Annotated in this window: 23 protein-coding genes and 2 tRNA genes; 18 read left to right on the top strand and 7 right to left on the bottom strand. The window is 66.7% G+C overall.

What is annotated here, in order from left to right; all coding sequences use genetic code 11:
- Positions 1–42: 42 nt before the first annotated feature.
- The 4 genes from VMT65_RS16165 to VMT65_RS16150 all read left to right on the top strand — a co-directional run bounded on the left by VMT65_RS16165 (position 43) and on the right by VMT65_RS16150 (position 4,915).
- On the top strand, positions 43–1,236 hold the full coding sequence (locus VMT65_RS16165) for a restriction endonuclease (RefSeq protein ID WP_326309014.1): 1,194 nt from the start codon (positions 43–45) through the stop codon (positions 1,234–1,236).
- A gap of 86 nt (positions 1,237–1,322) precedes the next feature.
- Entirely contained in the window at positions 1,323–2,201 is an 879-nt protein-coding gene (locus VMT65_RS16160) for an alpha/beta fold hydrolase (protein WP_326309013.1), read from the top strand.
- A 145-nt stretch (positions 2,202–2,346) separates the two neighbouring features.
- On the top strand, positions 2,347–4,413 hold the full coding sequence (locus VMT65_RS16155; RefSeq protein WP_326309012.1) for a neutral/alkaline ceramidase: 2,067 nt from the start codon (positions 2,347–2,349) through the stop codon (positions 4,411–4,413).
- A 4-nt stretch (positions 4,414–4,417) separates the two neighbouring features.
- Positions 4,418–4,915: a GNAT family N-acetyltransferase gene (locus tag VMT65_RS16150; RefSeq protein ID WP_326309011.1), complete on the top strand. Its 498-nt coding sequence runs from the start codon at positions 4,418–4,420 to the stop codon at positions 4,913–4,915.
- 10 nt (positions 4,916–4,925) lie between these two features.
- Here the strand turns inward: VMT65_RS16150 and VMT65_RS16145 are convergent, their stop codons facing one another.
- A complete protein-coding gene (locus VMT65_RS16145) occupies positions 4,926–5,930 on the bottom strand; it encodes an MBL fold metallo-hydrolase (RefSeq protein WP_326309010.1) in 1,005 nt (334 codons plus the stop codon).
- Positions 5,931–6,425: 495 nt separating this feature from the next.
- Between VMT65_RS16145 and VMT65_RS16140 the strand changes: the two genes are divergently transcribed.
- Both VMT65_RS16140 and VMT65_RS16135 read left to right on the top strand, forming a co-directional pair.
- Positions 6,426–8,459 carry an ATP-binding protein gene (locus VMT65_RS16140; RefSeq protein ID WP_326309009.1) on the top strand — a complete coding sequence of 678 codons (2,034 nt, stop codon included), beginning with the start codon at positions 6,426–6,428 and terminating at the stop codon, positions 8,457–8,459.
- Between the two features lie 432 nt (positions 8,460–8,891).
- Positions 8,892–9,110 (top strand): cold-shock protein, encoded by a 219-nt coding sequence (locus VMT65_RS16135; protein WP_326309008.1) that lies wholly within the window; start codon positions 8,892–8,894, stop codon positions 9,108–9,110.
- A gap of 92 nt (positions 9,111–9,202) precedes the next feature.
- Here VMT65_RS16135 and VMT65_RS16130 read toward each other — a convergent pair whose 3' ends face one another.
- Positions 9,203–10,006 carry a nucleotidyltransferase domain-containing protein gene (locus tag VMT65_RS16130; protein WP_326309007.1) on the bottom strand — a complete coding sequence of 268 codons (804 nt, stop codon included), beginning with the start codon at positions 10,004–10,006 and terminating at the stop codon, positions 9,203–9,205.
- A gap of 649 nt (positions 10,007–10,655) precedes the next feature.
- Here VMT65_RS16130 and VMT65_RS16125 point away from each other — a divergent pair.
- From VMT65_RS16125 to serA, 4 genes are all read left to right on the top strand, one after another.
- The gene (locus VMT65_RS16125) at positions 10,656–11,822 is read left to right on the top strand and encodes an FAD-binding oxidoreductase (RefSeq protein WP_326309006.1); all 1,167 of its coding nucleotides are present in this window, start codon (positions 10,656–10,658) and stop codon (positions 11,820–11,822) included.
- Entirely contained in the window at positions 11,813–12,538 is a 726-nt protein-coding gene (locus VMT65_RS16120; RefSeq protein ID WP_326309005.1) for a DivIVA domain-containing protein, read from the top strand. Before VMT65_RS16125 ends, VMT65_RS16120 begins: the two co-directional genes overlap by 10 nt.
- A 61-nt stretch (positions 12,539–12,599) precedes the next feature.
- Positions 12,600–13,001, top strand: a complete 402-nt coding sequence (locus VMT65_RS16115) for a globin domain-containing protein (protein ID WP_326309004.1) — start codon at positions 12,600–12,602, stop codon at positions 12,999–13,001.
- 245 nt (positions 13,002–13,246) lie between these two features.
- Positions 13,247–14,869, top strand: a complete 1,623-nt coding sequence (serA, locus tag VMT65_RS16110; protein WP_326309003.1) for a phosphoglycerate dehydrogenase — start codon at positions 13,247–13,249, stop codon at positions 14,867–14,869.
- Positions 14,870–14,978: 109 nt separating this feature from the next.
- On the opposite strand, the gene VMT65_RS16105 is transcribed toward serA, so the two are convergent.
- Both VMT65_RS16105 and VMT65_RS16100 read right to left on the bottom strand, forming a co-directional pair.
- Positions 14,979–15,221 (bottom strand): hypothetical protein, encoded by a 243-nt coding sequence (locus VMT65_RS16105; protein WP_326309002.1) that lies wholly within the window; start codon positions 15,219–15,221, stop codon positions 14,979–14,981.
- Between the two features lie 10 nt (positions 15,222–15,231).
- The gene (locus VMT65_RS16100) at positions 15,232–15,486 is read right to left on the bottom strand and encodes a hypothetical protein (protein ID WP_326309001.1); all 255 of its coding nucleotides are present in this window, start codon (positions 15,484–15,486) and stop codon (positions 15,232–15,234) included.
- Between the two features lie 60 nt (positions 15,487–15,546).
- Between VMT65_RS16100 and VMT65_RS16095 the strand changes: the two genes are divergently transcribed.
- The gene (locus VMT65_RS16095) at positions 15,547–15,891 is read left to right on the top strand and encodes a hypothetical protein (protein WP_326309000.1); all 345 of its coding nucleotides are present in this window, start codon (positions 15,547–15,549) and stop codon (positions 15,889–15,891) included.
- A 141-nt stretch (positions 15,892–16,032) separates the two neighbouring features.
- Positions 16,033–17,040, top strand: coding sequence for a 3-isopropylmalate dehydrogenase (locus VMT65_RS16090; RefSeq protein ID WP_326308999.1), 1,008 nt, complete (start codon positions 16,033–16,035; stop codon positions 17,038–17,040).
- 334 nt (positions 17,041–17,374) lie between these two features.
- Here the strand turns inward: VMT65_RS16090 and VMT65_RS16085 are convergent, their stop codons facing one another.
- Positions 17,375–18,577, bottom strand: a complete 1,203-nt coding sequence (locus VMT65_RS16085) for an MFS transporter (protein WP_326308998.1) — start codon at positions 18,575–18,577, stop codon at positions 17,375–17,377.
- 327 nt (positions 18,578–18,904) lie between these two features.
- Between VMT65_RS16085 and VMT65_RS16080 the strand changes: the two genes are divergently transcribed.
- From VMT65_RS16080 to VMT65_RS16065, 4 genes are all read left to right on the top strand, one after another.
- A complete protein-coding gene (locus VMT65_RS16080) occupies positions 18,905–19,678 on the top strand; it encodes a fumarylacetoacetate hydrolase family protein (RefSeq protein WP_326308997.1) in 774 nt (257 codons plus the stop codon).
- Between the two features lie 29 nt (positions 19,679–19,707).
- Positions 19,708–21,174, top strand: a complete 1,467-nt coding sequence (gene gltX, locus VMT65_RS16075; RefSeq protein WP_326308996.1) for a glutamate--tRNA ligase — start codon at positions 19,708–19,710, stop codon at positions 21,172–21,174.
- Between the two features lie 156 nt (positions 21,175–21,330).
- Positions 21,331–21,402: transfer RNA gene (locus tag VMT65_RS16070), tRNA-Gln, on the top strand.
- Positions 21,403–21,465: 63 nt separating this feature from the next.
- Positions 21,466–21,538 (top strand) — tRNA-Glu (locus VMT65_RS16065).
- A 107-nt stretch (positions 21,539–21,645) separates the two neighbouring features.
- Here the strand turns inward: VMT65_RS16065 and VMT65_RS16060 are convergent.
- A complete protein-coding gene (locus VMT65_RS16060; RefSeq protein ID WP_326308995.1) occupies positions 21,646–22,146 on the bottom strand; it encodes a pyridoxamine 5'-phosphate oxidase family protein in 501 nt (166 codons plus the stop codon).
- 211 nt (positions 22,147–22,357) lie between these two features.
- The gene (locus tag VMT65_RS16055; RefSeq protein ID WP_326308994.1) at positions 22,358–23,059 is read right to left on the bottom strand and encodes an IclR family transcriptional regulator; all 702 of its coding nucleotides are present in this window, start codon (positions 23,057–23,059) and stop codon (positions 22,358–22,360) included.
- Between the two features lie 137 nt (positions 23,060–23,196).
- Between VMT65_RS16055 and leuC the strand changes: the two genes are divergently transcribed.
- Positions 23,197–24,621, top strand: a complete 1,425-nt coding sequence (leuC, locus tag VMT65_RS16050) for a 3-isopropylmalate dehydratase large subunit (RefSeq protein ID WP_326308993.1) — start codon at positions 23,197–23,199, stop codon at positions 24,619–24,621.
- Between the two features lie 57 nt (positions 24,622–24,678).
- Positions 24,679–25,287, top strand: coding sequence for a 3-isopropylmalate dehydratase small subunit (gene leuD, locus VMT65_RS16045; RefSeq protein ID WP_326308992.1), 609 nt, complete (start codon positions 24,679–24,681; stop codon positions 25,285–25,287).
- Positions 25,288–25,389 lie beyond the last annotated feature (102 nt).

Raw genomic sequence — 25,389 nt, 5'->3', positions numbered from 1 at the left:
CCGATCCAAACTTCTAATAGACCGTCCATTATTGTTAGCGGCATGTCCGACACCGTGGCCTTCGAGGACCTACCGGGATCCGACCTCACGCTGGAAACGGTGTATCTCGGTGGGACACAAGGCAACACGGGTGACGATGCGCTGGCGAGGCTGGTGCCGGTGGGCAATCAGGGCGGGTTCCGATACAAGGGGTCGGTAGCCAGCGGCGAGGTCCTGGTCGCCGCGCTCTATACCAGCGGGACAGAGATCGACTGGCCCGACAGCCTCGACCCGCAAACCGGGCTTTTCACGTACTTCGGAGACAATCGAAGGCCTGGCCGGGCAGACCTGCACGACACTCCTCGGCGCGGAAACATACTGCTGCGCAACACATTCGCTGCGACACACGGTACTGTAGCCGATCGTGCGAAGGTTCCGCCCTTCTTGCTGTTCGAGAAGGTGGCCCCGGGCCGATCCGCGCGCTTCCGCGGTCTGCTCGCGCCCGGTGCAGAGGCGCTCAGTGCTGATGACGATCTGGTTGCGATCTGGCGCACCAAGAATGGACAGCGCTTCCAGAACTACCGAGCCAGATTCACCGTCTTGAACACCGGTCGTGTCGACCGAGCCTGGATCGACGACCTTACCCGGGGATGTCCACCGGGGGATAGCAGCTACTGTCCGCCGAGCTGGCGTGACTGGGTTCGAAACCGCCGCTACGACGCACTCACCGCTCCTTCGACCGCGATCATTCGAAGCAAGGCCGATCAGCTCCCGGACAACAAGGCCGATCTCGAGATCCTGCATGCCATCCATGCCCACTTCGATGGGCGACCGCATGATTTCGAAGAATGCGCGGTAGCCATCTGGCGGATGATCGCCCCCGCAACCGTCTCCTGCGATGTCACCCGACCCAGTCGTGACGGTGGTCGGGATGCGGTGGGCCAGTACCAGATCGGCCACGCCGCCGACCCGATAAAGATCGACTTTGCGCTGGAAGCGAAGTGCTACAACACATCCAACTCGGTTGGGGTACGTGAAATGAGCAGGCTCATCTCACGACTCCGCCACCGAAACTTCGGCGTCTTCGTGACTCTCTCCTACTTCAACGCGCAGGTATACGACGAGGTCCGAAGTGACGGCCACCCCATCACCCTGATCTGTGGTCGCGATGTTGTGGACACCCTCAAGTCGCACGGCCATGGCGACCTCGCAACGGTTGATCTCTGGTTGCAAACCAACTTCCCCCGCCCCACCTGACGAAGACGAATCCACCGGCTGCAATCGCCGGGATCGCGGCTGGTCGGTATCGGAGTGCGGCCGGTCGGTAGGGGTTAGCGTGGGCTATGGCTGCGGATCAGGTTGTGCCCTTTCTGCCGAACGTCCGGCGGAGTTACGTGGAGGCTCGTGGGGTTCGGTTTCATGTGAGCGAGGCGGGGGAGGGGCGGGCGGTGATGGTGTTGCATGGGTGGCCGCAGCATCATTATGTGTATCGGGATTTGTTGGGGGATCCGCCTGCGGGGTTGCGGATTATTGCGCCGGATCTGCCGGGGTATGGGTGGTCGGGGGCGGCGCCGCATCGGTGGGCGAAAGACGATGTGGCTTTGGATGTTTTGGCGTTGATGGATGCGTTGGGGCTCGAGGAGGACGTGCTCCTGGTCGGGCATGACTGGGGTGGGTTCATCGGGTATCGGATGGTGCTTCGGGAGCCCGGGAGGTTTGCTGGGTTCTTGGTGCTGAATATGGCGCATCCTTGGTCGCCCGCGGGGGTGGTGGCTCGACAGGCTTGGCGGTTGTTGGCGTATCAGCCGTTGATCGCGAGCGTGGGGGTGCCGTTGCAGCGGCGGACTCGGTTCTTGGAGAGGCTGTTCGGGGCGGCTACCTCGGAGGGGAGGCGGATGGATCGGGAGACCGTGCGGATCTATTCGGAGCGGTTTCGGGATCCGGTGGTGGCGCGGACTGCCACCGATACGTATCGGACATTCCTCCTGAAGGAGGTGCCGGGGGCGGTGCGGAGGTTGGAGGGGCGGCGGGCGAGGGTGCCGGTGCGGGCGTTGTTCGGGAAAGGTGATGCGGCGGTGCATTATTCGCTGGCGGCGGCCGAGACGGCGCGGGCGGATGACTATCGGCTCGAATTGGTGGAGGGGTGTGGGCATTTCATTGTCGACGAGCGGCCGGAGTTGGTTCGGGAGCGGTTGATCGAGCTGGATCGGGAGACTCGCTGAGTTACGGGCGTGCAAACTCTTGGCCCGGGGATAGGGTGGCGGGCATCGGTCGGGCTGGTCGGGTAGAAATTGGTCAAGTGACCGACTAGTCTTCGGGAAACCTGAAACGGAACAGGTTCACTCTTTGTGGAGAGGCGAGGGCGCGATGTCACTGTCCCGACGGTCGGTGCTGGTCGGTGCCGCGGTGAGCGGCGTGGGAGCCGGTGCCGTGTTCGGCGCGAGCGCGGTTGGGGCGCAACCCATCCGGCATCGGGACGCGGGGCAGGGCTACCTGGTCGGGGTGGGGATCGCGGATATCACCGGTGCCCCGGCGGGGCAGGGGATGATGGGGTATTCGGAGGCCGATCAGGTCACCACGGGGCTGCTGTCGCGGTGCTATGCGCGGGCCTACATCGTGGTGGATCAGGTCACGGGGGATCGGGTCGCGTTCGTGAATACGGACAATGCCTGCCTTTTCCAGTCGGTGCACCTGGTTGTCATGCAGCAGTTGCAGCAGCGGTTCGGGAACCTCTATACCGAGCGAAACGTGAATCTCAATGCCACGCACAACCACAACTCGTGCGGGGGCACCGCTCGGGAGTACGCGTATTCGCTCGCGGCCATGGGGTTTCAGCAGAACTCGCACGACGCCGAGGTGAATGGGATCGTCAAGGCGATCGTCAACGCGCATGAGAATCTCGGGCCGGGGTCGATCATGCTGGGGCGCGGGGAGCTGCACGATGCCAGTGCGAACCGGTCGCGAAACGCGTTCGAAGAGAATCCGGCCGAGGACAAGGCGGCGTTTCCGGACGGCATCGATCCGCAGGTCACCGTGCTGCGATTCCGCAAGGGCGGCACGGATGTCGGGGCGATCACCTGGTTCGCCACGCACGGCACCTCGCTGACCGATCGCAACACCCTCCTCTCGGCCGACAACAAGGGCTACGCCAGCTACCGCTGGGAGCACGACGAGATGGGGGTCCGCAATCTCGACGGTCCGCCGTCGTTCGTGGCCGCCTTCCCGCAGACCAACGCGGGGGACATGACGCCGAATCTGTGGCTGCGGAAGATGCACCCCTCGGGCCCGACCGAGGACAATCGAACCAACTGCGCCATCATCGGCGAGCGCCAATTCCAGGCGGGCAGAGCGGCTTTCGACGCCGCATCGCCGATGGGCAGCGTCGGCGTGGACGCGGTGCTGCACTACGTGAACCTCGCCGACGTCGCCATCGACGGCGAGTACACCCCCGACGGCAAGCCCGCCCGCACCTCGCCCGCCATGATGGGCGCGGCGGCCATGGCCACCAGCACCGAGGACAACTGGAACTCGCAGCTGTCGTTCCTGCAGGAGGGTGACGCCAATCCAATGGTGGCCGCGCTCGGTGGAATCAATTCGCCGATCGAGGAGTGGATGCGAGATGTGCAGGCGCCCAAGCTAATTCTGGCCCCGCTCGGCGTGCTGCCGCCGCGGCCGTGGGTGCCGCAGATCGTGCCGCTGCAGTTGATGCGCATCGGGGATCTGGTGCTGGCGTCGGGGCCGTCGGAGTACACGGTGGTGTCGGGGCTCCGGATTCGGCGGCTGGTGGCGCGGGCACTGGCGGTGCCGTTGGAAAACGTTCTGCTGCAAGGCTATGCCAACGGCTACTGCGGGTATGTGACCACGCCGGAGGAGTACGCCATCCAGCAGTACGAGGGCGGCGAGACCCTCTACGGGCGCTGGACCCTCTCGGCGCACATGCAGGAATTCGACCGGCTCGCAAAGGCTTTTGCGGCACGCGTCGATCTCGGGCGCGGTCCCGCCCCGCTCGACTGGTCCTTCGGATTGCAGCCCAACCTACTACCCGCGGTCCCCGCCGACGTACCGCACGCCGGTCGCGCCTTCGGTGACGTGCTCACCCAGCCGGAGTCGAATTACGCTGCGGGGCAGACAGTCTCGGTAGAATTCGTCGGCGCGCACCCCAACAACAACTTCCGCCCGGACGGCACCTACTTCGAGGTTCAGCAACGCTCCGGCGGCGACTGGCGGCGCGTCTACGACGACAACGACTGGTGCACCGAGCTGCACTGGTCCCGTCCCGACGGCCAACCCGCGGCGTCGACCATCCGCATCCAGTGGACGATTCCGGACAATGCGACGGGCCGCTACCGCATCACCTACACCGGCGACAGCCGCGACGCCGCCGGGGCCCTCACCGAATTCACTGGAACATCGGCCGAATTCGTGGTCGGCTGATCCCATGTTCGTCAGACCCGCCGATCCCGCCGACGAGAAGCTGCTGTGGGCGATGCTCTACGAGGCGTCCTACGCCCACGAGAACGGGATGGATTCCCCGGACCAACTGCGCGATGTGCCCACCCTCGCGCACTACGTCGAAGGGTGGGGCGCCGCCGGTGATCTCGGCGTGGTCGGCGGATTCGACGGAGTTCCGCTCGGTGCCGCGTGGCTGCGCCGGTTCGGCCCCGACGACCCGGCCTACGGCTACGTCGACGCCGACACTCCGGAACTGGCCATCGGTGTCGCCCCCGAGTGCCGCGGCACCGGACTCGGGACGGCCCTCATGTCGGCACTGCTCGATACCGCCCGCGAGCGGTACGACGCGGTCAGTTTGAGTGTGCGGCTGGAGAATCCGGCCCGACGCCTCTACCAACGACTCGGCTTCGTCGACGTCGAGGGCTCCGACAAGGTCAACCTGGCCGGAACCACGAGCGTCACAATGGTTCTCCGCTTCCACTGATCAACTGCGATCAAGACTGGAGGTCGAAGGCGAGTCGGCCCGGCGCGAGGTAGTCGTCGCGGTCGAAGAGCATCCGGATCTCGGGTCGCTGCGCCTCGGGAATTCGAGCCAGCTCCGCGTGCACGGGCGTGCGGAACGCCTCCCCGCGCGCGGTCATGAGCGGCAGCCAATTGTCGTGGTGGTTGGGCACGAACACCTTCGGCCGTAGCGCCTCCACATAGCTGCGCGGATCACGCAGACCATTGGTGAACTGGTTGAAGCCCTGCACCGCGCCGACGTGCACATCCGAGGCGGGCAGGGTGCGCAGCACCTCGAGCACCCGCGGCGCCCTGTCCAGCAGCGGGCCGGAGGAGTCGTGCCAGGTCAGCACGAAATCGCCGAGCCGGAATTGATACAGCAGCACACCGCCCTCCGGCGCGACGAGATTGCGCGCCAGATGACCGGCATCGGTGAAACTCGGCGGGTAGGTGCGCATGTCGCACAGACACGGCCGAGGTCGCACCGGTGTGGAAGCGTCCGGGCCCTCGTGCCGGGCGGTGCGCGCCGAGTGAACGTGGCGCACCGCGGTCACCGAGATCCCCGCGGCGAGCTCGAAGTCATAGCGCTCACCAACCGGCGACGCACTGGAACCCAGTTCCTTACAAGGCAATTCGGCCCCGCCGACCTGCTTCCGCGCCGTCGCGCAGTGCTCCGCGGTCCCGTGCACCACGGCCCCGCTGTCCCGCGCGATCGCCCCGGCATCGGCGGCGTGATCGAAATGTCCGTGCCCGATGAAGATCGCCTCCGGCGCGAGCGCCGCCACCTCCGCCGGCGTCGTCGGCACATACCCGGAGGTGAGTCCGCGCGGTACCCACGCGTCGAGCAGGAACACCACCCCGCCCATGGCCACCGCGAAACTCGCGCAGCCGAACCAGGACACCAACACTCGGTCCTCCCGGACCGCGCCGCTCGCCGGATCCACCGCGTCCGCGCCGAAGAAGCGCTGACGCGCGGCAATGGTCTGACTGTTCGCCACCGGGTCCCCTTGTCTCGAGTCGCGGCGGATGATCAGCGCGCCGCCGCCCGCATTCTGCCCCGAACCAACCGGACTGTCACCCAGATCCCGTGGCGCGCCATTACGAGCGCGACGTTCCCCGTTGGCCTACTGGTCGGTTTCGAATGCCCCCACCCGAATTCGATAACGGTATGGGAATTGGACCCGGGCGCGAATCGGTCGCGCCCCGCGATCCCGATGCCGAGCGGTGCGAATCGTGCCGCTCGGGCCGCACTCGAGCACCCCGGCGAAATCGCACAATCGCGGCTTCCGATGCGGGCTACGCGGTCTCGCGGAGGTAACCGAGACCTTGCCGTTGCTCTGGGCTATCGGTTGGTGAATCCCGGAATCACACCGTGACTAAGCGGATGGTAAATGTTCAGCCCCTCGTTAATCAATCAGCGTTGCATCGAATTCAGAGGTAGCTGAACGACGGCTACCCGTAGGGCAATGGGGGCCTGCACAATGTACCCGGACGTGCGGGTAGTCGCGCAAGACCGCGAAGACCACAAGTACACGATGCGCATCAGCCGGTTGGCGATCGACAAACTCGGCATCCGGCTCTACGACAGGGTTTCGGCGGTACTGGCCGAACTCATCGCAAATTCCTACGACGCCGACGCCACCGAGGTGGAGGTCGTGCTGCCCTGGGGCGCCATGCTGGCCGGAACCGTCAGGGCCGCCGACGAACCCGCGTACGAGATCGTCGTCTCCGACAATGGCCACGGCATGACCGCCGCGGAAGTCAACGAGCACTATCTGATGGTGGGCTCGGACCGGCGCGTGCGCACCGGCTCCGACCTGTCCCGCGAACGGCGGCGGCCGGTCATGGGGCGCAAGGGAATCGGCAAACTCGCTGCCTTCGGCATCTGCCGCACCATCGAGGTGATCACCGCGGGCAGCCGTGACGAGGACCGAACTCCTTTGGGCTGGAACGTCTCTCACATCGTGATGGACCTCGACGACATGCTCTCCGACACCGAGAGCGACTACTACCCGCGACCCGGCCGCCTGGACGGGACCTTCACCGCCAAGCGCGGCACCACCATCATCCTGCGCAATTTCTTTCGCAAAAGGGTGAATACCGGGACCGAACTGAATCGTCAGCTGGCGGCCCGCTTCGGCATCGAGCGCGCCGACTGGCGGGTCGAGGTGCGCAATGCCATCGGGCAGGAGAGCTTCATTCTGAGCCAGTTGCCCATCGATGTCATGGAGGAGACGCGCGTCGATGTGGGCCGGGTGCCGGTGCGATTCGGGCGGCAATTCCTGCCCGTGACCGGCTGGATCGCCTACTCGAAACAGCCGTATCGCGATGAGGCCATGGCGGGGGTGCGGATTTACGCGCGCGGCAAGATCGTCGCGCAGACACGGGATTTCGGAATCTCGGCCGGATTCACCGGGGAATTCAAACTGCGCTCCTATCTGGTCGGCGCGATCAATGTGGACTGGCTCGACGATGATGACGACCTGGTCCGCTCCGACCGCCAGGACATCATCTGGAATTCCCCGCGCGGGGAGGCGCTGGCCCAGTGGGGTCGGGCGCTGATCAAGGAGATCGGCAGGCTCGGCGAGAAGTCGATTCGCCGCCGGGTCTGGGAGGAGTTCGTGGAGCGCTCCCGCATCCACGAGACCCTCGACGCCATCGCCCCCGGTGACCGCCTGTTCCGCGAGTCCGTCCTGGATGCCGCGCGAATCCTGGTGGCGCACAAGGACCGTGCCTCCCTCGACGATCCCGCCCACATCCAGAACATGCTGCGGCTGGCGCTGTCGCTGGGGCCGCAGCGCAGTCTGCTCGACACCCTCAAGGAGATCGCCGAGGAGGAGGGCGATCCCGAATTGGATGTCGTGGTCGCACTGTTCGAGCGGGCGCGGGTGGCCGAGATCTACTCCCTCGGCCAGATCGCCAGCGAACGCGTCGCGGTGGTGGACCGGCTGCGCAGCCTCATCGACGACCGCCGCTCGCTGGAGCGACCCTTCCAGGAGCTCATCGAGAGCGCGCCCTGGCTGCTCGCCCCCGAATGGACGCCGCTGGGCATGAACGAATCCCTCAAGCGCGTGCGCGCCAGCTTCGAACGCTGGTACGCACAGAAATTCGGCACCCCGCTGGTCACCTCCACCATCGGCAGCCCCAAACGCGAACCCGACTTCGTGCTGCTGCACGACTCCGGCGAACTGTGGATCGTCGAGATCAAGCGCATGGACTACCACCTCACCGACGAGGAGTACAACCGCGCCGTCAACTACCTCTACGAACTCGATCACTTCCTGAACGACAACCCCCGCATCGGCGCCCAATTCCCCAGGCGCCGACTGACCTTCATCGTCGACCACATCGACAAGTTGGGCCCGGCCTCGCTCTCCTCGCTGGTCAGCGACCAGCGGGTGGACCGCCGCACCTGGCGCGAACTGCTCGACTCCACCCTGCGCGCGCACCGCGATTTCCTCGAACGCGTCTACGCCATGCGCGGATCCGAGACCGACGACGAGGGCCGCGACATGCGCGCGGGCTGACGCGGCAGACCACCCGCGCCGCACCCTCCGCGCCGGGTCGAAGCGAGCACGACCCGTGAGCCGCGCCGGTGCGCAGCGCGGGCCCCGGTGCCCGGGCCGGACGAGGGGCAGCCCGGGCACCACCCCTCACCGCATCAAGATCAGGGAGCTGGCCCGGCGGCAATTCGCCCGAATTTCCACCTGGAGAGCTGCCTGATCTTGACGTTGCGGCAGAGGTGATGTGGCCCAGGGCACTTGGGGGCCGTGCTCGCGTGAATCGGTCGAGTGGTGAGGCACTCGGGCGGCCGCCGGTGAGTGATGCGGGGTGGGGCGGTTATTCGATATATGGATGGGGTCGTGTGGGCGGCCACTCGGGCACGGGCGGGGCGTGACACCATGGAGCGCGGCACGTGTGGGGGCGTGGATTTTGTCGGATATTCGAGAAGGTTGGTCATGGCGCACGGCACGGTGAAGTGGTTCGACAGCGAGAAGGGGTTCGGATTCCTGAGCCCGGATGGTGGCGGGCCGGACGTGTTCGTGGAGTACACCGCCGTCGCGGGCGAGGGGTTCCGGTCGCTGGCGGAGGGGCAGCGGGTGGAGTTCGAGGTGCGCGCGACCAAGCCGGGGCCCGAGGCCGTCGGGGTGCGCGTCATCGTCACCGCCGGGCACTGACGACGCCGGACCGGGCGGCGATCGCGGGGCCGCCGACGGTCCCGCATCGCCCGCGACGGCGGTCCGTCGCGGGCGATGCTCGCGGGATTCTTTCAGCCGCGCAGGCGGCGGCGGAAGAATTCGGTTGATAGAGCCTGTGCATGTCGCCGTTGGGTGGGATCGTCCCGCACGAATTCCACCGCGGCCCGCTCGAACTCGGTCGAGATGAAATCCGCTATCGGCGTGGGGACTTCGCCCGACCCCATTTCCCGGGTCTTGGACTTCAATTCCGTCAATTCCGCTATGGCCGTGACGAAATCGGGCGAGAGGTCGCATTCGGCCAGGAGCGTCGGCAAATGCATCGGTGCCACGGCTTTGTCCGGATGCTCGTGCAGCCAACGCAATGCCATTGCCGGTCGCAGCGAATAGAACACCTTCTTCAGCGAACGATTCGAGTCGAACAGCTGCCACTGGCGGCGGCCCAGATGCAGGTAATGCCGGGCCACCCGATTGCGGTCGGCGACCTCGTCGGCGAGCGCGCGCAATTCGGTCCGGAATTGCGCGTCACCGCGATAGACGATGGGCGAGGAGAGCCATTCGATCAGTACCGCGTTGCCGTTCACCAGCAGGCGCAGGGCCTTCAACAGATCCCAGCCGTTCACATCCAGCAGACCGATCAGCGGGGTCTCGATGACGTCCCGGCCGGGCCACGGGGTCAGGTAGTCGTCGAGCGGGCGGAGGTAGACGAAACGGCAGTCGTAGTCCGAGTCAGGCGAGGGGAACCCCCACGCGCGGCTGCCGCTTTCGATGGCGAGCAGCACGTCGACGCCGTGTTCGCGGACGATCCGGTCCAGCTCCCCGTCGATCGTGGCGACCACCGCCGGGTCCATGGAATCAGGGATCGAACGCAGTGTCATGGGACCCGACGCTAGCTCCCGAGATCACCCTGGTCCAAGCGATTTTCGTAGATCACGCCCCCAGAAATAGGGGCGTGATCGGCACGTTATATGGCGGGAATTCGACACCCATATGAACGGTGCCACAGAATTTCAAGATCGTGACGCCGGTCACATCGCGCTAATCCCCGTAACGGGCCCGGAATGCCGCCCGATACGCTTCATGTCAGATAAGTTCGCCCGAAATTCGAAGAGGTAATTTCATGATCCCCGTTATCATCGACACCGGTTCCGCTGCTCTGAACGGTCTGCTGAGCACCGGCTCGGCCGCTCTTCACGGCATCCTGGACACCCTGTGGACCGGTTCCTTCGGCCGCTGAGAACTGGCTGACGTCGAATAATTCGACATTCGAAAGCCCGGCATCGGACTCCGTAGCTCCGACGCCGGGCTTTCGGCTATCTGTGACCGGCGTCTCAGTGCCGGAAAAGCCCCACAATCGACGCGTAATTCGCTAGAGGTTTGCCCAAAGTCGGTGCCTCACTTTCGTTTAGACACGCCCTCGGCAATGCCCTATGTTTGCCGTTATTGGACAGTCGTCCCATGACTCACCCGCATTGACGATGCGGACATGGCCGTGTCCAGAGGGAGTGTTGGAGTGGTGGTGTCCACGTGAACGTCGAGGCATTGCAGAGCAGCTGGCGGCTGGTCGAGCGCGTCGGCGATGAGGCCGTGCAGTACTTCTACGCGCACCTGTTCTTGGCGCACCCCGAGGTGCGCGACATGTTCCCCATCCGGATGACCGGCCAGCGCGAGAAGTTCTTCGCCGCCCTGGGTCGGATCGTCAGCAATGTCGAATCCCTCGCGGCCGATCCGGAATTCGTCGCCCAGCTGGGCCGCGACCACCGCCGCTTCGGTGCGGTCGGCGCGCACTACCCGGCCGCCGGGGCCTCGCTGCTGGCCACCCTGGCGCATTTCCTGGGCCCGCGCTGGACCGATGAGCTGGCCCAGACCTGGACCGGCGCGTACTACGCCGTGGCCGACATCATGATCAACGCCGCGGATCAGGCGTCCGACACCCCGGCCTGGTGGGACGCCGAAATCGTTGCGACGGAACGCCGCAGCGTCGACGTCACCGTGCACACGGTGCGCCCGCACCAGCCCTATCACTACGCGGCCGGACAGTCACTGGCCGTGGAGATCCCGCAGCGCCCGCGGCTGTGGCGCTACTTCTCGCCCGCCAACGCCCCGCGCCCGGACGGCACCTTCGACCTGCACGTCCAGGTCGTGGACGGCGGCGAGGTCAGCACCACCTTCGCGCGCCAGGTCCGCCCCGGCGATCAGATCCGCCTCGGTTCGCCCCTCGGCAACGCCTTCCAGGTGCCCTCCGACGCGGTGGACAATCTGCTGTTGATCGCGGGCGGTTCGGGGCTCGCTCCCTTGCGCGCCTTGGTCGATCGCTTCGCGCAGGAGTCGAATCACGGGGCCGTCGTGCCGCGCGTGCAACTGCTGCACGGCGTGCGCACCTCGTGGAATCTCTACGACCACGAGTCGCTCACCGCGCTCACCGACCACCCCTGGTTCTCCTATATCCCCGTGGTGTCGGAGGATCCGGGCTTCCACGGCGTGCAGGGCACCGTCGGCGCGGTCGCCGCCCGCGGCCGCGATCTGACCGGCACCACCGCGCTGGTGTGCGGCTCGCCCGCCATGGTGAACGCGACCGTCACGGCGCTGACCACCGCCGGAATGCCGCGCCACGCAATCAGATTCGAGACGTTCGGACTCCCGGCCCCCGCCGCCGGACCACGCAGCACGGACAAGGTGGCCCAATGGATGTGAAACCCGACGACATTCGCTCCGTCCGTTTCAAGAATGCTCGGCTGGGCCGCAAGGGTTACGACGCCGAGGAGGTCGACCGCTTCCTCGAGCAGGTCCGCGGCTCGATGACCCGGCTCGCCCGCGAGAATCGCAACCTCACCCTCACCAGCAATTCCTCGGAACTGGCTCGCCTGCAACGGGAGAACATGCAGCTGTCCGCCAAGGCCGAGGCGCTGCAGATGCAGATGCAGACCATGGCCTCCGCCGGTGAGGTGGCCGAGCTGCAGCAGCAGCTGGCCAACGCGCACTGGGAGATCGACCGGCTGCAGGGCGAATTGGAGAAGGACGAGCTGGGCATCAGCGCCCGCGCCGTCAGCGTCCTCAACCGCGCGCAGCTCTCCGCGGACGCCATCATCGAACAGGCCGAGAACCATGCCCGCGACCTGATGTCGGTCGCGCGTGCCCAGCAGCGTGAATTGCTGCAGCGGGCAAGGGAATCCGTGGGTTCCACCCGATCCGCGGGCTACCCGGACCCGGAGTTGGAGGACCAGCGCCACGAGCAGCTGCGCGCCTACTCCGAGCTGCTGCGGTCGCAGCTGCAAGCCATGATCCAGACCCTCAACGTAGAGGTGGACAAGCTCGCGCTGCTGCCGCTCCCGGCGGCCAACTACGGTGCGCTGCCGGGTGATTCGTTCACGCCGGACCTACCGTCCGCGGAACGCGCAGCCCAGAACTGAATCCATCGCAACAGCCCACATCGCAACAGCCCACGTGAGAAACGGAATTGGGGACTTCCCTGTGAATATCGAAGCGTTGCAGTCCAGTTGGCAGCAGGTCGACGCCGTCGGCCCGGAGGCCGTCGAGTACTTCTACGACCACCTGTTCGCCGCCCACCCCGAGGTCCGCGGCATGTTCGCCGAGGATCTGGCCCCGCAGCGCGAGCGCTTCCTGGCCGGCCTGGCCCGGATCGTCACCAATGTCGAGACCCTCGCCGACGACCCGTCTTTCGTGCAACAGCTGGGCGCCCACCACGCCCGCCTCGGCGTCATCGCCGACCACTACCCGGTGGCGGGTGCCTCGCTGCTCGCCACCCTCGAGCACTTCCTGGGTGACGGCTGGACGCCGGAACTCGCGCAGACCTGGACCGCGGCCTACGGCGCGGTGGCGGATCTGATGCTGTCGGCCGAAGTCGCCGCCTGAGTCGTGCTGGCGGAAGCCGGTTCCGAGCCACAGCTCGGGACCGGCATTCGCGTTTTCGGCCCCCGGTGCGTTTTCGCCCCCCGCCGGGAAATGCCACCGACCGGCCGCTTTCATCCGATCAATTCTCAAACCCGCTGGTCAAGGCTTTGATGGCACTTGCCTACCAGGCGGTAAAACACAGCAATTCCCAGCCCATTAAGCTGACGCCCGTAAATCCCGGATCCCTTCCTCAGGAGTACCCCACCGTGAGCCAAGCAGGCCTTCCTGTTGTTCTGATCGCCGACAAGCTCGCCCAGTCGACCGTCGACGCGCTGGGCTCCGGCGTCGAGGTCCGCTGGGTCGACGGCCCGAACCGTGCCGAGCTGCTGGCCGCCGTGCCGGAAGCCGATGCGCTGCTGGTTCGTTCGGCCACCACCGTCGACGCCGAGGTGCTCGAGGCGGGCAAGAACCTGAAGATCGTCGCCCGCGCGGGCGTCGGCCTCGACAATGTCGACGTGCCCGCCGCGACCGAGCGCGGCGTCATGGTCGTCAACGCGCCGACCTCCAACATCCACACCGCCGCCGAGCACGCCGTCACCCTGCTGCTGGCCGCCGCCCGCCAGATCCCCGCCGCCGACGCCACCCTGCGCGAGCACACCTGGCAGCGCAGCAAGTTCAACGGTGTCGAGATCTTCGGCAAGACCGTCGGCGTCATCGGCCTGGGCCGCATCGGCCAGCTGTTCGCGCAGCGCCTGGCCGCCTTCGAGACCAAGGTCATCGCGTACGACCCCTACACCTCCCCGGCCCGCGCCGCCCAGCTGGGCATCGAGCTGCTGAGCCTGGACGAGGTGCTCGAGCGCGCCGACTTCATCTCCATTCACCTGCCCAAGACTCCTGAGACCAAGGGCATGCTGAACAAGGAGACCCTGGCCAAGACCAAGAAGGGCGTCATCATCGTCAATGCCGCCCGCGGCGGTCTGATCGACGAGCAGGCCCTGGCCGACGCCATCACCTCCGGTCACGTGCGCGCCGCCGGCATCGACGTGTTCGAGACCGAGCCGTCCACCGACAGCCCGCTGTTCGAGCTGCCGCAGGTCGTCGTCACCCCGCACCTGGGCGCTTCGACCGCCGAGGCGCAGGACCGCGCGGGCACCGATGTCGCCAAGTCGGTGCAGCTGGCCCTCGCGGGTGAGTTCGTGCCCGGCGCGGTGAACGTCACCGGTGGCGCGGTCAACGAGATCGTCGCCCCGTGGCTGGAGATCGTCCGCAAGCAGGGCGCGCTGCTGGGTGCGCTCGCCGACGAGCTGCCGGTCTCCCTCGAGGTCCAGGTGCGCGGCGAGCTGTCCTCGGAAGACGTTGCGGTGCTGGAGCTTTCGGCCCTGCGCGGCGTCTTCTCGGCGCTCATCGAGGCTGAACCCGATGGCGGGCAGAGCCCGGTGGTCACCTTCGTGAACGCCCCCTCGCTGGCCAAGGACCGCGGCCTGGAGGCGTCGGTCACCACCCACAGCGAGTCCCCGACCCACCGCAGCCTGGTCGACCTGCGCGCCGTCTTCGGCGACGGCCGCACCCTGAACGTGGCCGGCACCCTCACCGAGCCCGCCCAGGTCGAGAAGATCGTCAACATCAACGGCCGCAACTACGACATGCGCGCCGAGGGCCTGAACCTGGCCGTCCTCAACTACGAGGACAAGCCCGGCCAGCTGGGCCGCCTGGCCACCAAGCTCGGCGACGCGGGCATCGACATCCTGGCCGCCCAGCTCACCCAGGACCTCGACAAGGAGGGCGCGACCGTCATCCTCCGCGTCAACAAGGACGTCCCCGCCGACGTCCAGACCGCCATCACCGAGGCGGTCGGCGCGGCCAAGGTCGCCCTGGTCAACCTCGACTAGGTAGCTTCCGCACCACGCGATAAGGGCCCCTTCCACGGAAAGTGGAAGGGGCCCGGTGCATTTGCGAGGAGATCAGGTCGTCGAGGCGGGCGTGCGCGCGAGCAGCGCCTCAGCGGCCCGACCGACGGTCCCGGGCCTCGACGGCATCGCGCGCCTCGGCCAATCCGGCGGTCGGATCCTGCTCCCGGTACAGCTTGATGGCCTGAATCTTCTTGCCGCGCCGCAGCAGATCGTCGATCTCGGTGAAATCGGTGACGCTGCCCGGATCGTCGATGCCCAGGTGCGCGATGATCAGATCGATCTTGCGTTCCAGGCGTTGGAGTTTGCGCTCGAGTCGGAGATTGTCGAACATCCGCCGAACATTACCGGCGGCGGGACCCGGGCCCCGAGCCGATCCCGAAGCGGATCAGGCCGTTGCGCTCGTACCCGAGCACGACGCACGTGAGGCGGTCGCCGACGCGAGGCGAGTCCGCGGTGCACGGCCCCGGGCCCGCGTGCAGCAGTTGGCAGTCGATGGTGCCGGAGCGGCCCGAGGCGGTGCGCACCGAAACCCAGTGGGCGCCATGGCCGGTGACTACACAGTGGACGGTCGAGTGGAGCGGATACGACCCGGTCATGAATTGATTTTCGCGCGGAATCCGGGTGAATCGGGCGGGTTTGTCGCGGATTATTGGGGAATGCGTGGAAAGACGCCGCCCACCGAGCCGCTCAGCGCGGGGGAGCGGCGCAAGCTGGTGATCGGCACGGCCGTGGTCGCGCTGCTGATCGTCGCCGGTGCGGTGGCGTGGACGCTGCTGGACCATCGGCCGGATTACAGCCGCTCCGAGAACGGCTGTGTCGCAGTGCTTTCCGCCGGCACGATGGGTGGTCAGCAGCAGCGGGCGTGCGGGGAGCAGGCGCGGCAGTGGTGCCTGGCGGTGTCGACGCAGACCGATGCGCTGGCGGTGAAGGTGCAACAGGAATGCCGCCGCGCCGGGATCGAACCCGCGAACGCGATCCCGGCTACCGGCACGCCGGGGTGACGGGGCGGGCGAATCCCACTGGTTGGGAGTGATTCGCCCTGGTGAAAGGGGTTGCGGGGGCACCCGCTAGGGTGGCGCGTGGACTCTCCTGCCCAGCGCGGAGAGGAGCACCCGCGCGTTATCGAACGGAGCATGGATTTCATGAAACTGGCTGTCATTCCGGGCGACGGTATCGGTCCCGAGGTCATCGCCGAGGCGCTCAAGGTGCTGGACGCGGTCGTGCCCGGCGTGGAGAAGACCGAATACGACCTGGGGGCCAAGCGGTTCCATGCCACCGGCGAGATCCTCCCCGACAATGTCATCCCCGAGCTCAAGCAGCACGACGCCATCCTGCTGGGCGCGATCGGCGACCCGTCGGTGCAGAGCGGTGTACTCGAGCGCGGCCTGCTGCTGCGCACCCGCTTCGAGCTGGACCACCACGTGAACCTGCGCCCGTCCAAGCTGTACCCGGGCGTCACCAGCCCGCTCGCCGCCAACCCGGATATCGACTTCGTGGTCGTGCGCGAGGGCACCGAGGGCCCCTACACCGGCACCGGCGGCGCGATCCGCGTCAACACCCCGCACGAGGTGGCCACTGAGGTCTCCACCAACACCCGCTTCGGCGTCGAGCGCGTGGTCCGCTACGCCTTCGAGACCGCCCGCAAGCGCCGCAAGCACCTGACCCTGGTGCACAAGAACAATGTGCTGGCCTACGCCGGTTCGCTGTGGTCGCGCACCGTGGCCGAGGTCGCCACCGAGTACCCCGACATCGAAACCGCCTACCAGCACATCGATGCCGCCACCATCCACATGGTGACCGACCCGGGCCGCTTCGACGTGATCGTGACCGACAACCTGTTCGGCGACATCATCACCGACCTGGCCGCCGCCGTCTCCGGTGGCATCGGCCTGGCCGCCTCCGGCAATATCGACGCCTCGGGCACCAACCCCTCCATGTTCGAGCCCGTGCACGGTTCGGCCCCCGACATCGCGGGCCAGTCCAAGGCCGACCCGACCGCCGCGATTCTCTCGGTCGCGCTGCTGCTCGAGCACCTCGGCAAGGCCGAGGAGGCCGCGCGCATCGAGTCCGCCGTCGCCAAGGATCTGGCGTCGCGCTCGGGTGCCGCCTCGACGGTGGAGATCGGCGACCGGATCGCCGCGGCGCTCTAGGTTCCACGGTCAAGCCCCCGTTCCCGCGCTCGCGGGGACGGGGGCTGCGTCGTGTCGGTGGCCGAATATCGACGCCGACAAGGTGATTCACTGGTTAGTACCACTGCCCGAATGATCGAAATCCGACCGATTCGCACCCTTCGCCCGTTCCCTCCCGGCCGCCGAAATGCCATCCTCAGAGGTGATTTCGTGAAATCAGCTGGGGCAGTGAGGCATATCGCACAGTTGCATTGGGATGCGAAAACGTAACGGGCACAGGTCTTCCGGATTTGCCCCGAATCAGCGACCCGGATTCGTCCCGGTTCGGCGACCCGGGTCGACCCGAATCGGCGATTCAGCGGGAACCGGTGGGCACCAAAGGGACTGAACCGGCGGGTACCAGCGGCACCGCCGCCAGGGCGATCAGCGCCGCCAGCAGGTACGTGACCGGAAACCCGGCCGCGGTGATCAGCGCGCCGAAGGCCGGGGCGATCGCGGCCGCCGCCAGGTTCTGGCCGGTGTTCTGAATGCCCAACCCGCGCCCCGACCAGTACGGACCGGCGATCTCGGCCACCGCCGTGAAGGCCAGCCCGTTGTCGGCCACCGTGATGACCGAGGCCGCCACCAGGATCGGGATGGCCGCCCACCACTGGTGCGCCCACGCCGCTACGGCCAAGGCGGACATGGAGATAACGGCCGCGATCGCCACCGTGCGCAGCGGCCGCAACCGGCTGCCGACCCGATCCGACCACATGCCCGCGCCGATTCGCCCAGCCGCGCCCAGGATTTGGGTGCCCGTCACCACCGCGCCGGCCGTCGCCAGCGACAGCCCGACATCGCGATGCAGCCACAGCAGACCGAAGGTCCAGATGGTGGCCTGCGGCATGACCAGCAGAATCGACACGGCGTGAATGCGCCACAGCGTCGAATCCCCACGGTAGGGATTCGTGGGACGTCCTGCGCCCCCGGCGGATTCGGGTCGCGGCGGATCCACAATCCCGATCAGGCAGCCGACCGCGGCCACGCCCGCCATGACCGCGGGCACCAGGACGGCCGTCGAGAAGCCGTGTGCCGCAGCGACGGCCGGGATCGTCAGGGCTCCGACGGCCACGCCCAGCGGCTGCGCGGTCTGGCGGATGCCCATGGCCAGCCCGCGCTGGTTCTTCGGGAACCAGCCCACGATGACCCGTCCGCTGGCCCCATTGGTGCTGCCGCCGCCCGCACCGGCCAGGAACAGCAATGCCCCCAGCGCAACGTAGTTCGTGACGAAGGCCGCGGCCGTGCCCGTCACGAAGATCACCGCGGGACCGGCCACCAGCGCCGTGCGCTCGCCCACGTGATCGACGATCCAGCCCCACGCGATCAGCGTGCAGCACAGGCCGACCAGCGGCATGGCGACCAGCAGACCGGCCGTGGCCAGCGACAATCCGCGCTGGGTCAGGGACGGCAGCAGGAAGGGAGCGCCATTGGTCATGACCGCGGTGGAGGTTTGCGCGAAGACTCCGAGGGCCAGCATGCTCCACCGTCGCGCCGCACCAATCTGTGTCACGGTGGTCATGACCCTCACCTCACGTCTCACTATGTGGAACAGATGTCTTACTATTTGAACATCGGCTCTTACGGTACACCTGAGGCGCAAGGTGGTTTCCGGGACGAGCTGTCAGTTTGCTCACATCCGCTTGCCGATCTTGGAAGGCGGCTGGCGGGCGGTGAGTTGCCTTGCGTATAAGTGCTTTCCACATCAGGGCCGAGGCGATGCGGACCGGTATGCCGCTGACGCCGCCCGCCCCCCGCGTCGCGGGGCGTTCGTTCCTCCCGCTGTCACGCTCCGCCCCGCGGTCGGGCGCGTTCGGGCAGGTCGAAGCCGGTCGATAGGATGCCACCCATGCGCCTAGGTCGAGTTGCCAGCCCAGATGGAGTCGCTTTCGTCAGCATCGAAGGCGACGGTTCCGACGCCGTCGTTCGTGAAATCGCCGAACACCCGTTCGGCACCCCGACCTTCACCGGTCGCAGTTGGCCGCTCGCCGATGTGCGCCTGCTGGCCCCGATCCTGGCCAGCAAGGTGATCTGCATCGGCAAGAACTACGCCGCGCATGCCGAGGAAATGGGCGGTCCGGCCCCGGCCGACCCGGTCATCTTCATGAAGCCGAGCACCTCGATCCAGAGCCCCAACGCCCCGATCATCCTGCCGCCCAGCTCTTCTCAGGTCGACTACGAGGGCGAGCTGGCGATCGTGATCGGCCGCCCGTGCAAGGACGTGCCCGCCGCCAAGGCCCACGAGGTGATCCTGGGCTACACCGTCGCCAATGACGTCACCGCCCGCGATCAGCAGCGCCACGACGGCCAGTGGACCCGCGCCAAGGGCTACGACACCTTCTGCCCGCTGGGCCCGTGGATCGAGACCTCCCTGGACCCTTCGGATCTGGAGATCCTGACCGAGGTCGACGGCGTGGAAAAGCAGCGCAGCCGCACTTCACTTCTGCTGCACGATATTCCGAAGCTGATCGAGTGGGTCACCGCCGTAATGACCTTGCTCCCCGGCGATGTCATCCTCACCGGCACGCCGGAGGGCGTCGGCCCGCTGCAGGCCGGTCAGACCGTCTCGGTGACCGTCTCCGGCATCGGCACCCTGTCCAATCCCGTTGCCGCCAAACGCTGAACACGGTGACCCTGAAACGAAAGAGAGCCATGACCGACGTCCGGGTACGTTTCTGCCCGTCGCCCACCGGCACACCGCATGTGGGTCTGGTCCGCACCGCCCTGTTCAACTGGGCCTTCGCGCGCCACCACGGCGGCACCTTCGTCTTCCGCATCGAAGACACCGACGCCGCACGCGATTCCGAGGAGTCCTACGCGGCCATCCTCGACGCCCTGCGCTGGCTCGGCCTCACCTGGGACGAGGGCCCGGAGGTCGGCGGACCCTACGGCCCCTACCGGCAGTCGCAGCGCCGTGACATCCACCTCGACGTGGTGCAGCGCCTGCTGGCCGCCGGGGAGGCCTACGAATCCTTCTCCACCCCTGAGGAAGTCGAGGCCCGGCACCGGGCCGCCGGTCGAGATCCCAAGCTGGGCTACGACAACTTCGACCGCGACCTGACCGACGAGCAGATCGCCGCCTACAAGGCCGAGGGCCGCCCCGCGGTGATCCGCCTGCGCATGCCCGACACCGACCTGTCCTGGCACGACCTGGTGCGCGGCGAGACCACCTTCCGCGCGGGCGTGGTTCCCGATTTCGCGCTCACCCGCGGTAATGGTGATCCGCTCTATACGCTGGTCAACCCGGTCGACGACGCGATGATGAAGATCACCCACGTTTTGCGCGGCGAGGATTTGCTGTCCTCCACTCCGCGACAGCTGGCGCTCTACGAGTCGCTGAAACGGATCGGCGTCGCGGAGTTCACTCCGGAGTTCGGACACTTGCCGTTCGTGATGGGTCAGGGCAACAAGAAGTTGTCCAAGCGGGATCCCGAGTCGAATCTCTTCCATCACCGCGACCGCGGCTTCATTCCGGAGGGTTTGCTGAATTATCTGGCGCTGCTCGGCTGGAGCATCGCGGATGATCATGATGTGTTCTCCATGGCGGAGATGGTGGAAGCGTTCGATATCTCGAAGGTGAATTCGAATCCGGCTCGTTTCGATCAGAAGAAGGCCGACGCTCTCAACGCCGAACATATTCGTCTGCTGACCCCCGGTGATTTTGCTCACCGGCTGCGCGAGTACCTCACCGGACACGGGCATATCGGCGCGGAGATCGACGAGAAGCTGTTCGAAACGGCGGCCGATCTCGTGCAGACCCGGATCAAGGTTCTCGGCGATGCCTGGGATCTGCTGAAGTTCCTGTTCATCGCGCCCGAAGAGTTCGCCATCGACGAGGCGGCGAAGGCGAAGAATCTGAAGCCCGACACCGCTCCGGTATTGCAGGCCACGGTAAAGGCGCTGGAAGGCGTCTCGGAGTGGACCGCGGCCCCACTCGAGGAAGCGCTGAAAACCGCGCTCATCGACGAGTTGGGTCTCAAGCCGAACAAGGCGTTCGCGCCCGTGCGCGTCGCGGTGACCGGATCCCACATCAGCCCGCCGCTCTACGAGTCGCTGGAACTGCTGGGCCGCGGGGTCACCATGGACCGCCTGCGCGCGGCCCTGACCGAGATCTCCTAGAGAGCTGACCGAGATCGCCTTGAGGGTCCGAAATGATGCACAAACCGGCCTCTGACCAGCCGGTTTGTGTATCTACGGGAGGATGCTGCTAATCTTCTTCTCGGCCGGAAAGCGGTCAGGAACTTCCCCCGGGGAGAGCCTGAAAGCCCAGGTCAATGGGGTATGGTGTAATTGGCAACACAGCTGATTCTGGTTCAGCCATTCTAGGTTCGAGTCCTGGTACCCCAGCTGCGAGAACTCCGGTTCTCCATTCGAGTGCACCGGCGGTGGAAACCGCCGGGATCTCATCCTGGTCCCGTCGTCTAGCGGCCTAGGACGCCGCCCTCTCAAGGCGGTAGCGCGGGTTCAAATCCCGTCGGGACTACAAAGCGAAGGCCCCCAACCAACCGGCTGGGGGCCTTCGCTTTTGCGTCTGGAGATCTCGGGTTTCGCGGTTCAATCAGTGGAACCGATCCGACGGCCGCGCGGGAACTAGTCCAGCGGTGCCGCGGTCGTGCCGCCCTTGGGCATCGCGGGCAAACCGAGTTTGCGGTGATCCCAGCTGCGGATTCGTTCCGGCACCACGCGCACGGCAACCCGCTTGTTCAGCATCGCCTCCACGAACGGCTTGGCCTCCTCGCTGTAAGGCCCGGTATAGCGCTCCCACACGCTGATTCCCACCTTGAACAGGGCCTCGGGATCCTCGACGATCTCACCGCGGCCCTCCAGGGAAATACCGCGTAGCTGGTCGTAGGTGTCGCCCGCTTCGATCATCACGGTGATACGCGGGTCACGCCGCAGATTGACCGTCTTCTGGGCCTTGGCCTTGGTCTCGAACCAGATCTCGCCGTCGATGACGGCGTACCACATGGCCACCAGGTGCGGGCTGCCCGAAGCGCTCAGCGTGGCCATGGTGGCGATGCGGCTGCGCTGGATGAATTCGCTGATCTCCGCCTCGGACATCACGATCTGCGCGCGTTGATTAACTCCCATGGCGCGACTGTAGTTTACGGCGTATGGCCGTGGTCACAGTGGCGGTGCGACGCGATGTGGGGCACACCCGCAGTGAGCAAACGAAAGCCCCCCGCCGAGGCATCGGCGGGGGGCCGGGCGGCTGGAGCCGCTGAGGCTGTCGTGACGGCTGTTGTGGGGCCCGAGGGTCACCCCGGGTGCATCACCGACCCGAAAGTCCGTCAGAAGCGCTTCAGAGGCGCTTGTGGAGGGCGTCGGCGGCGGCCACCAGATCGGCGGCCCAGCGCGCGCCCGGGCGGCGGCCCATGCGGTCGATGGGTCCGGAGACCGAGACGGCCGCGATCACCCCGCCCGCGGCATCGCGCACCGGCGCGGACACGCTGGCCACCCCGGCCGCGCGCTCGGCCGCGCTCTGCGCCCAGCCACGGCGGCGGACCTCGGCCAGCGCCCGCTCGCCGAAGACGGCCTCGGGCAGGATCGTGCGCTGCAGATCCGGATCGGCCCAGGCCAGCAGCACCTTCGCGGCCGAGCCCGCGGTCAGCGGCATGCGCGCCCCGACCGGCACGGTGTCGCGCAGGCCCGCGTTCGGTTCCATGGCGGCCACGCAGACGCGGGCGTTCCCGTCGCGACGGTAGAGCTGCACGCTCTCCCCGGTGATCTCGCGCAGGCGCGGCAGGATGGTGGAGGCGGCGTCCAACAGGGGATCGCTGGCGGTTGTCGCGAGTTCCGACAGGGCCGGGCCCGGCCGCCACAGACCCTGGCTGTCGCGGGCCAGCATGCGATGGGTCTCCAGGCCTACGGCCAGGCGGTGCGCGGTGGCGCGGGGCAGGCCGGTACGGGCGCACAGCTCGTTGAGGCCGCAGGGTTGCTCGGCTACGGCGTGCAGGACCGCCATGGCTTTGTCCAGAACCCCGATACCGCTATGCTGTCTCATAGAACGATATTAGCGTCTCGCATGTTGGGAATTGCAAACCAGCCTCCCGCGTCGGACGCGGCGTTGCTCGAAGAGCGGCGCAAGCCCCCGCGTCACCAGCCCGGGCGCGGGACTGTCTATCGAGAGGTGATGGAGATATGGCCGACCGGCCACGCACCCTGGCGGAGAAGGTCTGGGACCAGCATGTCGTCGTTCGCGGCACAGGCGAGGGCGAGAATCGCCAGCCCGACCTCATCTACATCGACCTGCACCTGGTGCACGAGGTCACGAGTCCGCAGGCGTTCGACGGCCTCCGGGCCGCGGGCCGCCCGGTGCGCCGCCCGGATCTCACCATCGCCACCGAGGACCACAATGTCCCGACGATCGATATCGACAAGCCGATCGCCGATCCGATTTCGCGCACGCAGGTCGAGACCCTGCGGAAGAACTGCGAGGAATTCGGCATTCGCCTGCACCCCATGGGCGATATCGACCAGGGCATCGTGCACGTGGTCGGCCCGCAGCTGGGTCTGACCCAGCCGGGAACCACGGTGGTGTGCGGTGATTCGCACACCTCCACCCACGGCGCGTTCGGCGCGCTGGCCATGGGCATCGGCACCTCCGAGGTGGAACACGTGCTGGCGACCCAGACCTTGTCGCTGCGCCCGTTCAAGACCATGGCCATCAATATCGACGGGCAACTGCCCGCGGGCGTCACCTCCAAGGACGTGATCCTGGCGGTGATCGCGCAGATCGGTACCGGCGGCGGTCAGGGCTACGTGCTCGAATACCGCGGTGAGGCCGTGCGCTCCATGTCCATGGAGGCCCGGATGACCATGTGCAACATGTCGATCGAGGCCGGCGCCCGCGCGGGCATGGTCGCGCCCGACGAGGTCACCTACGAATTCCTCAAGGGCCGCCCGCACGCGCCGCAGGGCGCGGATTGGGATGCCGCCGTGGCCGCTTGGGACGCCCTGAAGACCGACGAGGGCGCGGTTTTCGACGCCGAGGTGCACATCGACGCCGCGTCGCTGACCCCGTTCGTCACCTGGGGCACCAATCCGGGACAGGGTGCGCCGCTGGGCGACTCGGTGCCGGATCCGGAGCAGATCTTCGACGAGAACGAGCGCGCGGCCGCTGAAAAGGCGCTGCAGTACATGGACCTGAAGCCGGGCACCCCGTTGCGCGAGGTCACCGTCGACACCGTTTTCGTGGGTTCGTGCACCAATGGCCGCATCGAGGATTTGCGTGCGGTCGCAGAGGTTCTGAGGGGTCGCAAGGTCGCGGACGGTGTACGCATGCTGATCGTGCCGGGCTCGATGCGGGTGCGGCTGCAGGCGGAAAACGAGGGTCTGGGCGAGATTTTCACCGCCGCGGGCGCGGAATGGCGGCAGGCCGGGTGCTCGATGTGCCTGGGCATGAACCCGGATCAGCTTTCCCCCGGTCAGCGCTGTGCGTCCACCTCGAACCGGAACTTCGAAGGGCGACAGGGCAAGGGCGGCCGTACGCACCTGGTCTCGCCGCTGGTCGCCGCGGCCACCGCGGTGCGCGGAACCCTGTCCTCACCTGCGGATCTGAACTGATCGCACGCTAGCGGCGGCCCAGATTCCGCCGCTCCCACAGACTCAGGAGAATCAACGATGGAAGCCTTCAAGGTCCACAAGGGGATCGGCGTTCCGCTGCGCCGATCCAATGTCGACACCGACCAGATCATTCCGGCGGTGTATCTGAAGCGCGTTACCCGAACGGGTTTCGAGGACGGGTTGTTCGCGGCGTGGCGGACGGATCCGAACTTCATTCTGAACACCGCGCCCTACAACCGGGGTAGTGTGCTGGTCGCTGGTCCGGATTTCGGTACCGGATCCTCACGTGAGCATGCTGTTTGGGCGTTGAAGGACTACGGGTTCCGGGTGGTGATCTCGTCTCGTTTCGCCGACATCTTCCGTGGGAACGCGGGCAAGGACGGGCTTCTGACGGCCCGGATGGCCCAGAGCGATGTGGAATTGCTCTGGAAGTTGCTCGAGGAACAGCCGGGTTTGGAATTGACGACCGACCTCGAGGCGCGAACCGTGTCGGCTGGAACGGTCGTGTTGCCGTTCGATATTGACGACTACACCCGGTGGCGTCTGCTGGAAGGTCTGGACGACATCGGCCTCACTCTGCGGCACGAGGCCGAGATCAGCCAGTTCGAAAACGCAAGGCCGACTTGGAAACCCGCTACCATTCCGGCCCGTATTTCGCAGACGTAATCATTGATGAGCGTTAGCTGAACGCCCTCAAACGGGGTAGCTGAGCGTGTGCCATGCGTCATGTATTTCCGCGTGGCACATAGACTCTTGCCGGGAAAGGGT

It is taken from the genome of Nocardia sp. CDC153 (assembly GCF_035818515.1).
Taxonomy (GTDB): Bacteria; Actinomycetota; Actinomycetes; order Mycobacteriales; family Mycobacteriaceae; genus Nocardia.
This window is presented reverse-complemented; position numbering and strand designations above follow the sequence as displayed.

Excerpts from the sequence above, each read along its gene's own strand:
- VMT65_RS16060 (WP_326308995.1), bottom strand. The coding sequence starts at position 22,146 with ATGGGAGTTAATCAACGCGCGCAGATCGTGATGTCCGAGGCGGAGATC.
- VMT65_RS16135 (WP_326309008.1), top strand. The coding sequence starts at position 8,892 with ATGGCGCACGGCACGGTGAAGTGGTTCGACAGCGAGAAGGGGTTCGGA.
- VMT65_RS16155 (WP_326309012.1), top strand. The coding sequence starts at position 2,347 with ATGTCACTGTCCCGACGGTCGGTGCTGGTCGGTGCCGCGGTGAGCGGC.
- VMT65_RS16105 (WP_326309002.1), bottom strand. The coding sequence starts at position 15,221 with ATGTTCGACAATCTCCGACTCGAGCGCAAACTCCAACGCCTGGAACGC.
- VMT65_RS16080 (WP_326308997.1), top strand. The coding sequence starts at position 18,905 with ATGCGCCTAGGTCGAGTTGCCAGCCCAGATGGAGTCGCTTTCGTCAGC.
- VMT65_RS16165 (WP_326309014.1), top strand. The coding sequence starts at position 43 with ATGTCCGACACCGTGGCCTTCGAGGACCTACCGGGATCCGACCTCACG.
- VMT65_RS16055 (WP_326308994.1), bottom strand. The coding sequence starts at position 23,059 with ATGAGACAGCATAGCGGTATCGGGGTTCTGGACAAAGCCATGGCGGTC.
- leuC (WP_326308993.1), top strand. The coding sequence starts at position 23,197 with ATGGCCGACCGGCCACGCACCCTGGCGGAGAAGGTCTGGGACCAGCAT.
- VMT65_RS16160 (WP_326309013.1), top strand. The coding sequence starts at position 1,323 with ATGGCTGCGGATCAGGTTGTGCCCTTTCTGCCGAACGTCCGGCGGAGT.
- VMT65_RS16130 (WP_326309007.1), bottom strand. The coding sequence starts at position 10,006 with ATGACACTGCGTTCGATCCCTGATTCCATGGACCCGGCGGTGGTCGCC.
- VMT65_RS16085 (WP_326308998.1), bottom strand. The coding sequence starts at position 18,577 with ATGACCACCGTGACACAGATTGGTGCGGCGCGACGGTGGAGCATGCTG.
- VMT65_RS16100 (WP_326309001.1), bottom strand. The coding sequence starts at position 15,486 with ATGACCGGGTCGTATCCGCTCCACTCGACCGTCCACTGTGTAGTCACC.
- VMT65_RS16120 (WP_326309005.1), top strand. The coding sequence starts at position 11,813 with ATGGATGTGAAACCCGACGACATTCGCTCCGTCCGTTTCAAGAATGCT.
- gltX (WP_326308996.1), top strand. The coding sequence starts at position 19,708 with ATGACCGACGTCCGGGTACGTTTCTGCCCGTCGCCCACCGGCACACCG.
- VMT65_RS16150 (WP_326309011.1), top strand. The coding sequence starts at position 4,418 with ATGTTCGTCAGACCCGCCGATCCCGCCGACGAGAAGCTGCTGTGGGCG.
- leuD (WP_326308992.1), top strand. The coding sequence starts at position 24,679 with ATGGAAGCCTTCAAGGTCCACAAGGGGATCGGCGTTCCGCTGCGCCGA.
- VMT65_RS16095 (WP_326309000.1), top strand. The coding sequence starts at position 15,547 with ATGCGTGGAAAGACGCCGCCCACCGAGCCGCTCAGCGCGGGGGAGCGG.
- VMT65_RS16090 (WP_326308999.1), top strand. The coding sequence starts at position 16,033 with ATGAAACTGGCTGTCATTCCGGGCGACGGTATCGGTCCCGAGGTCATC.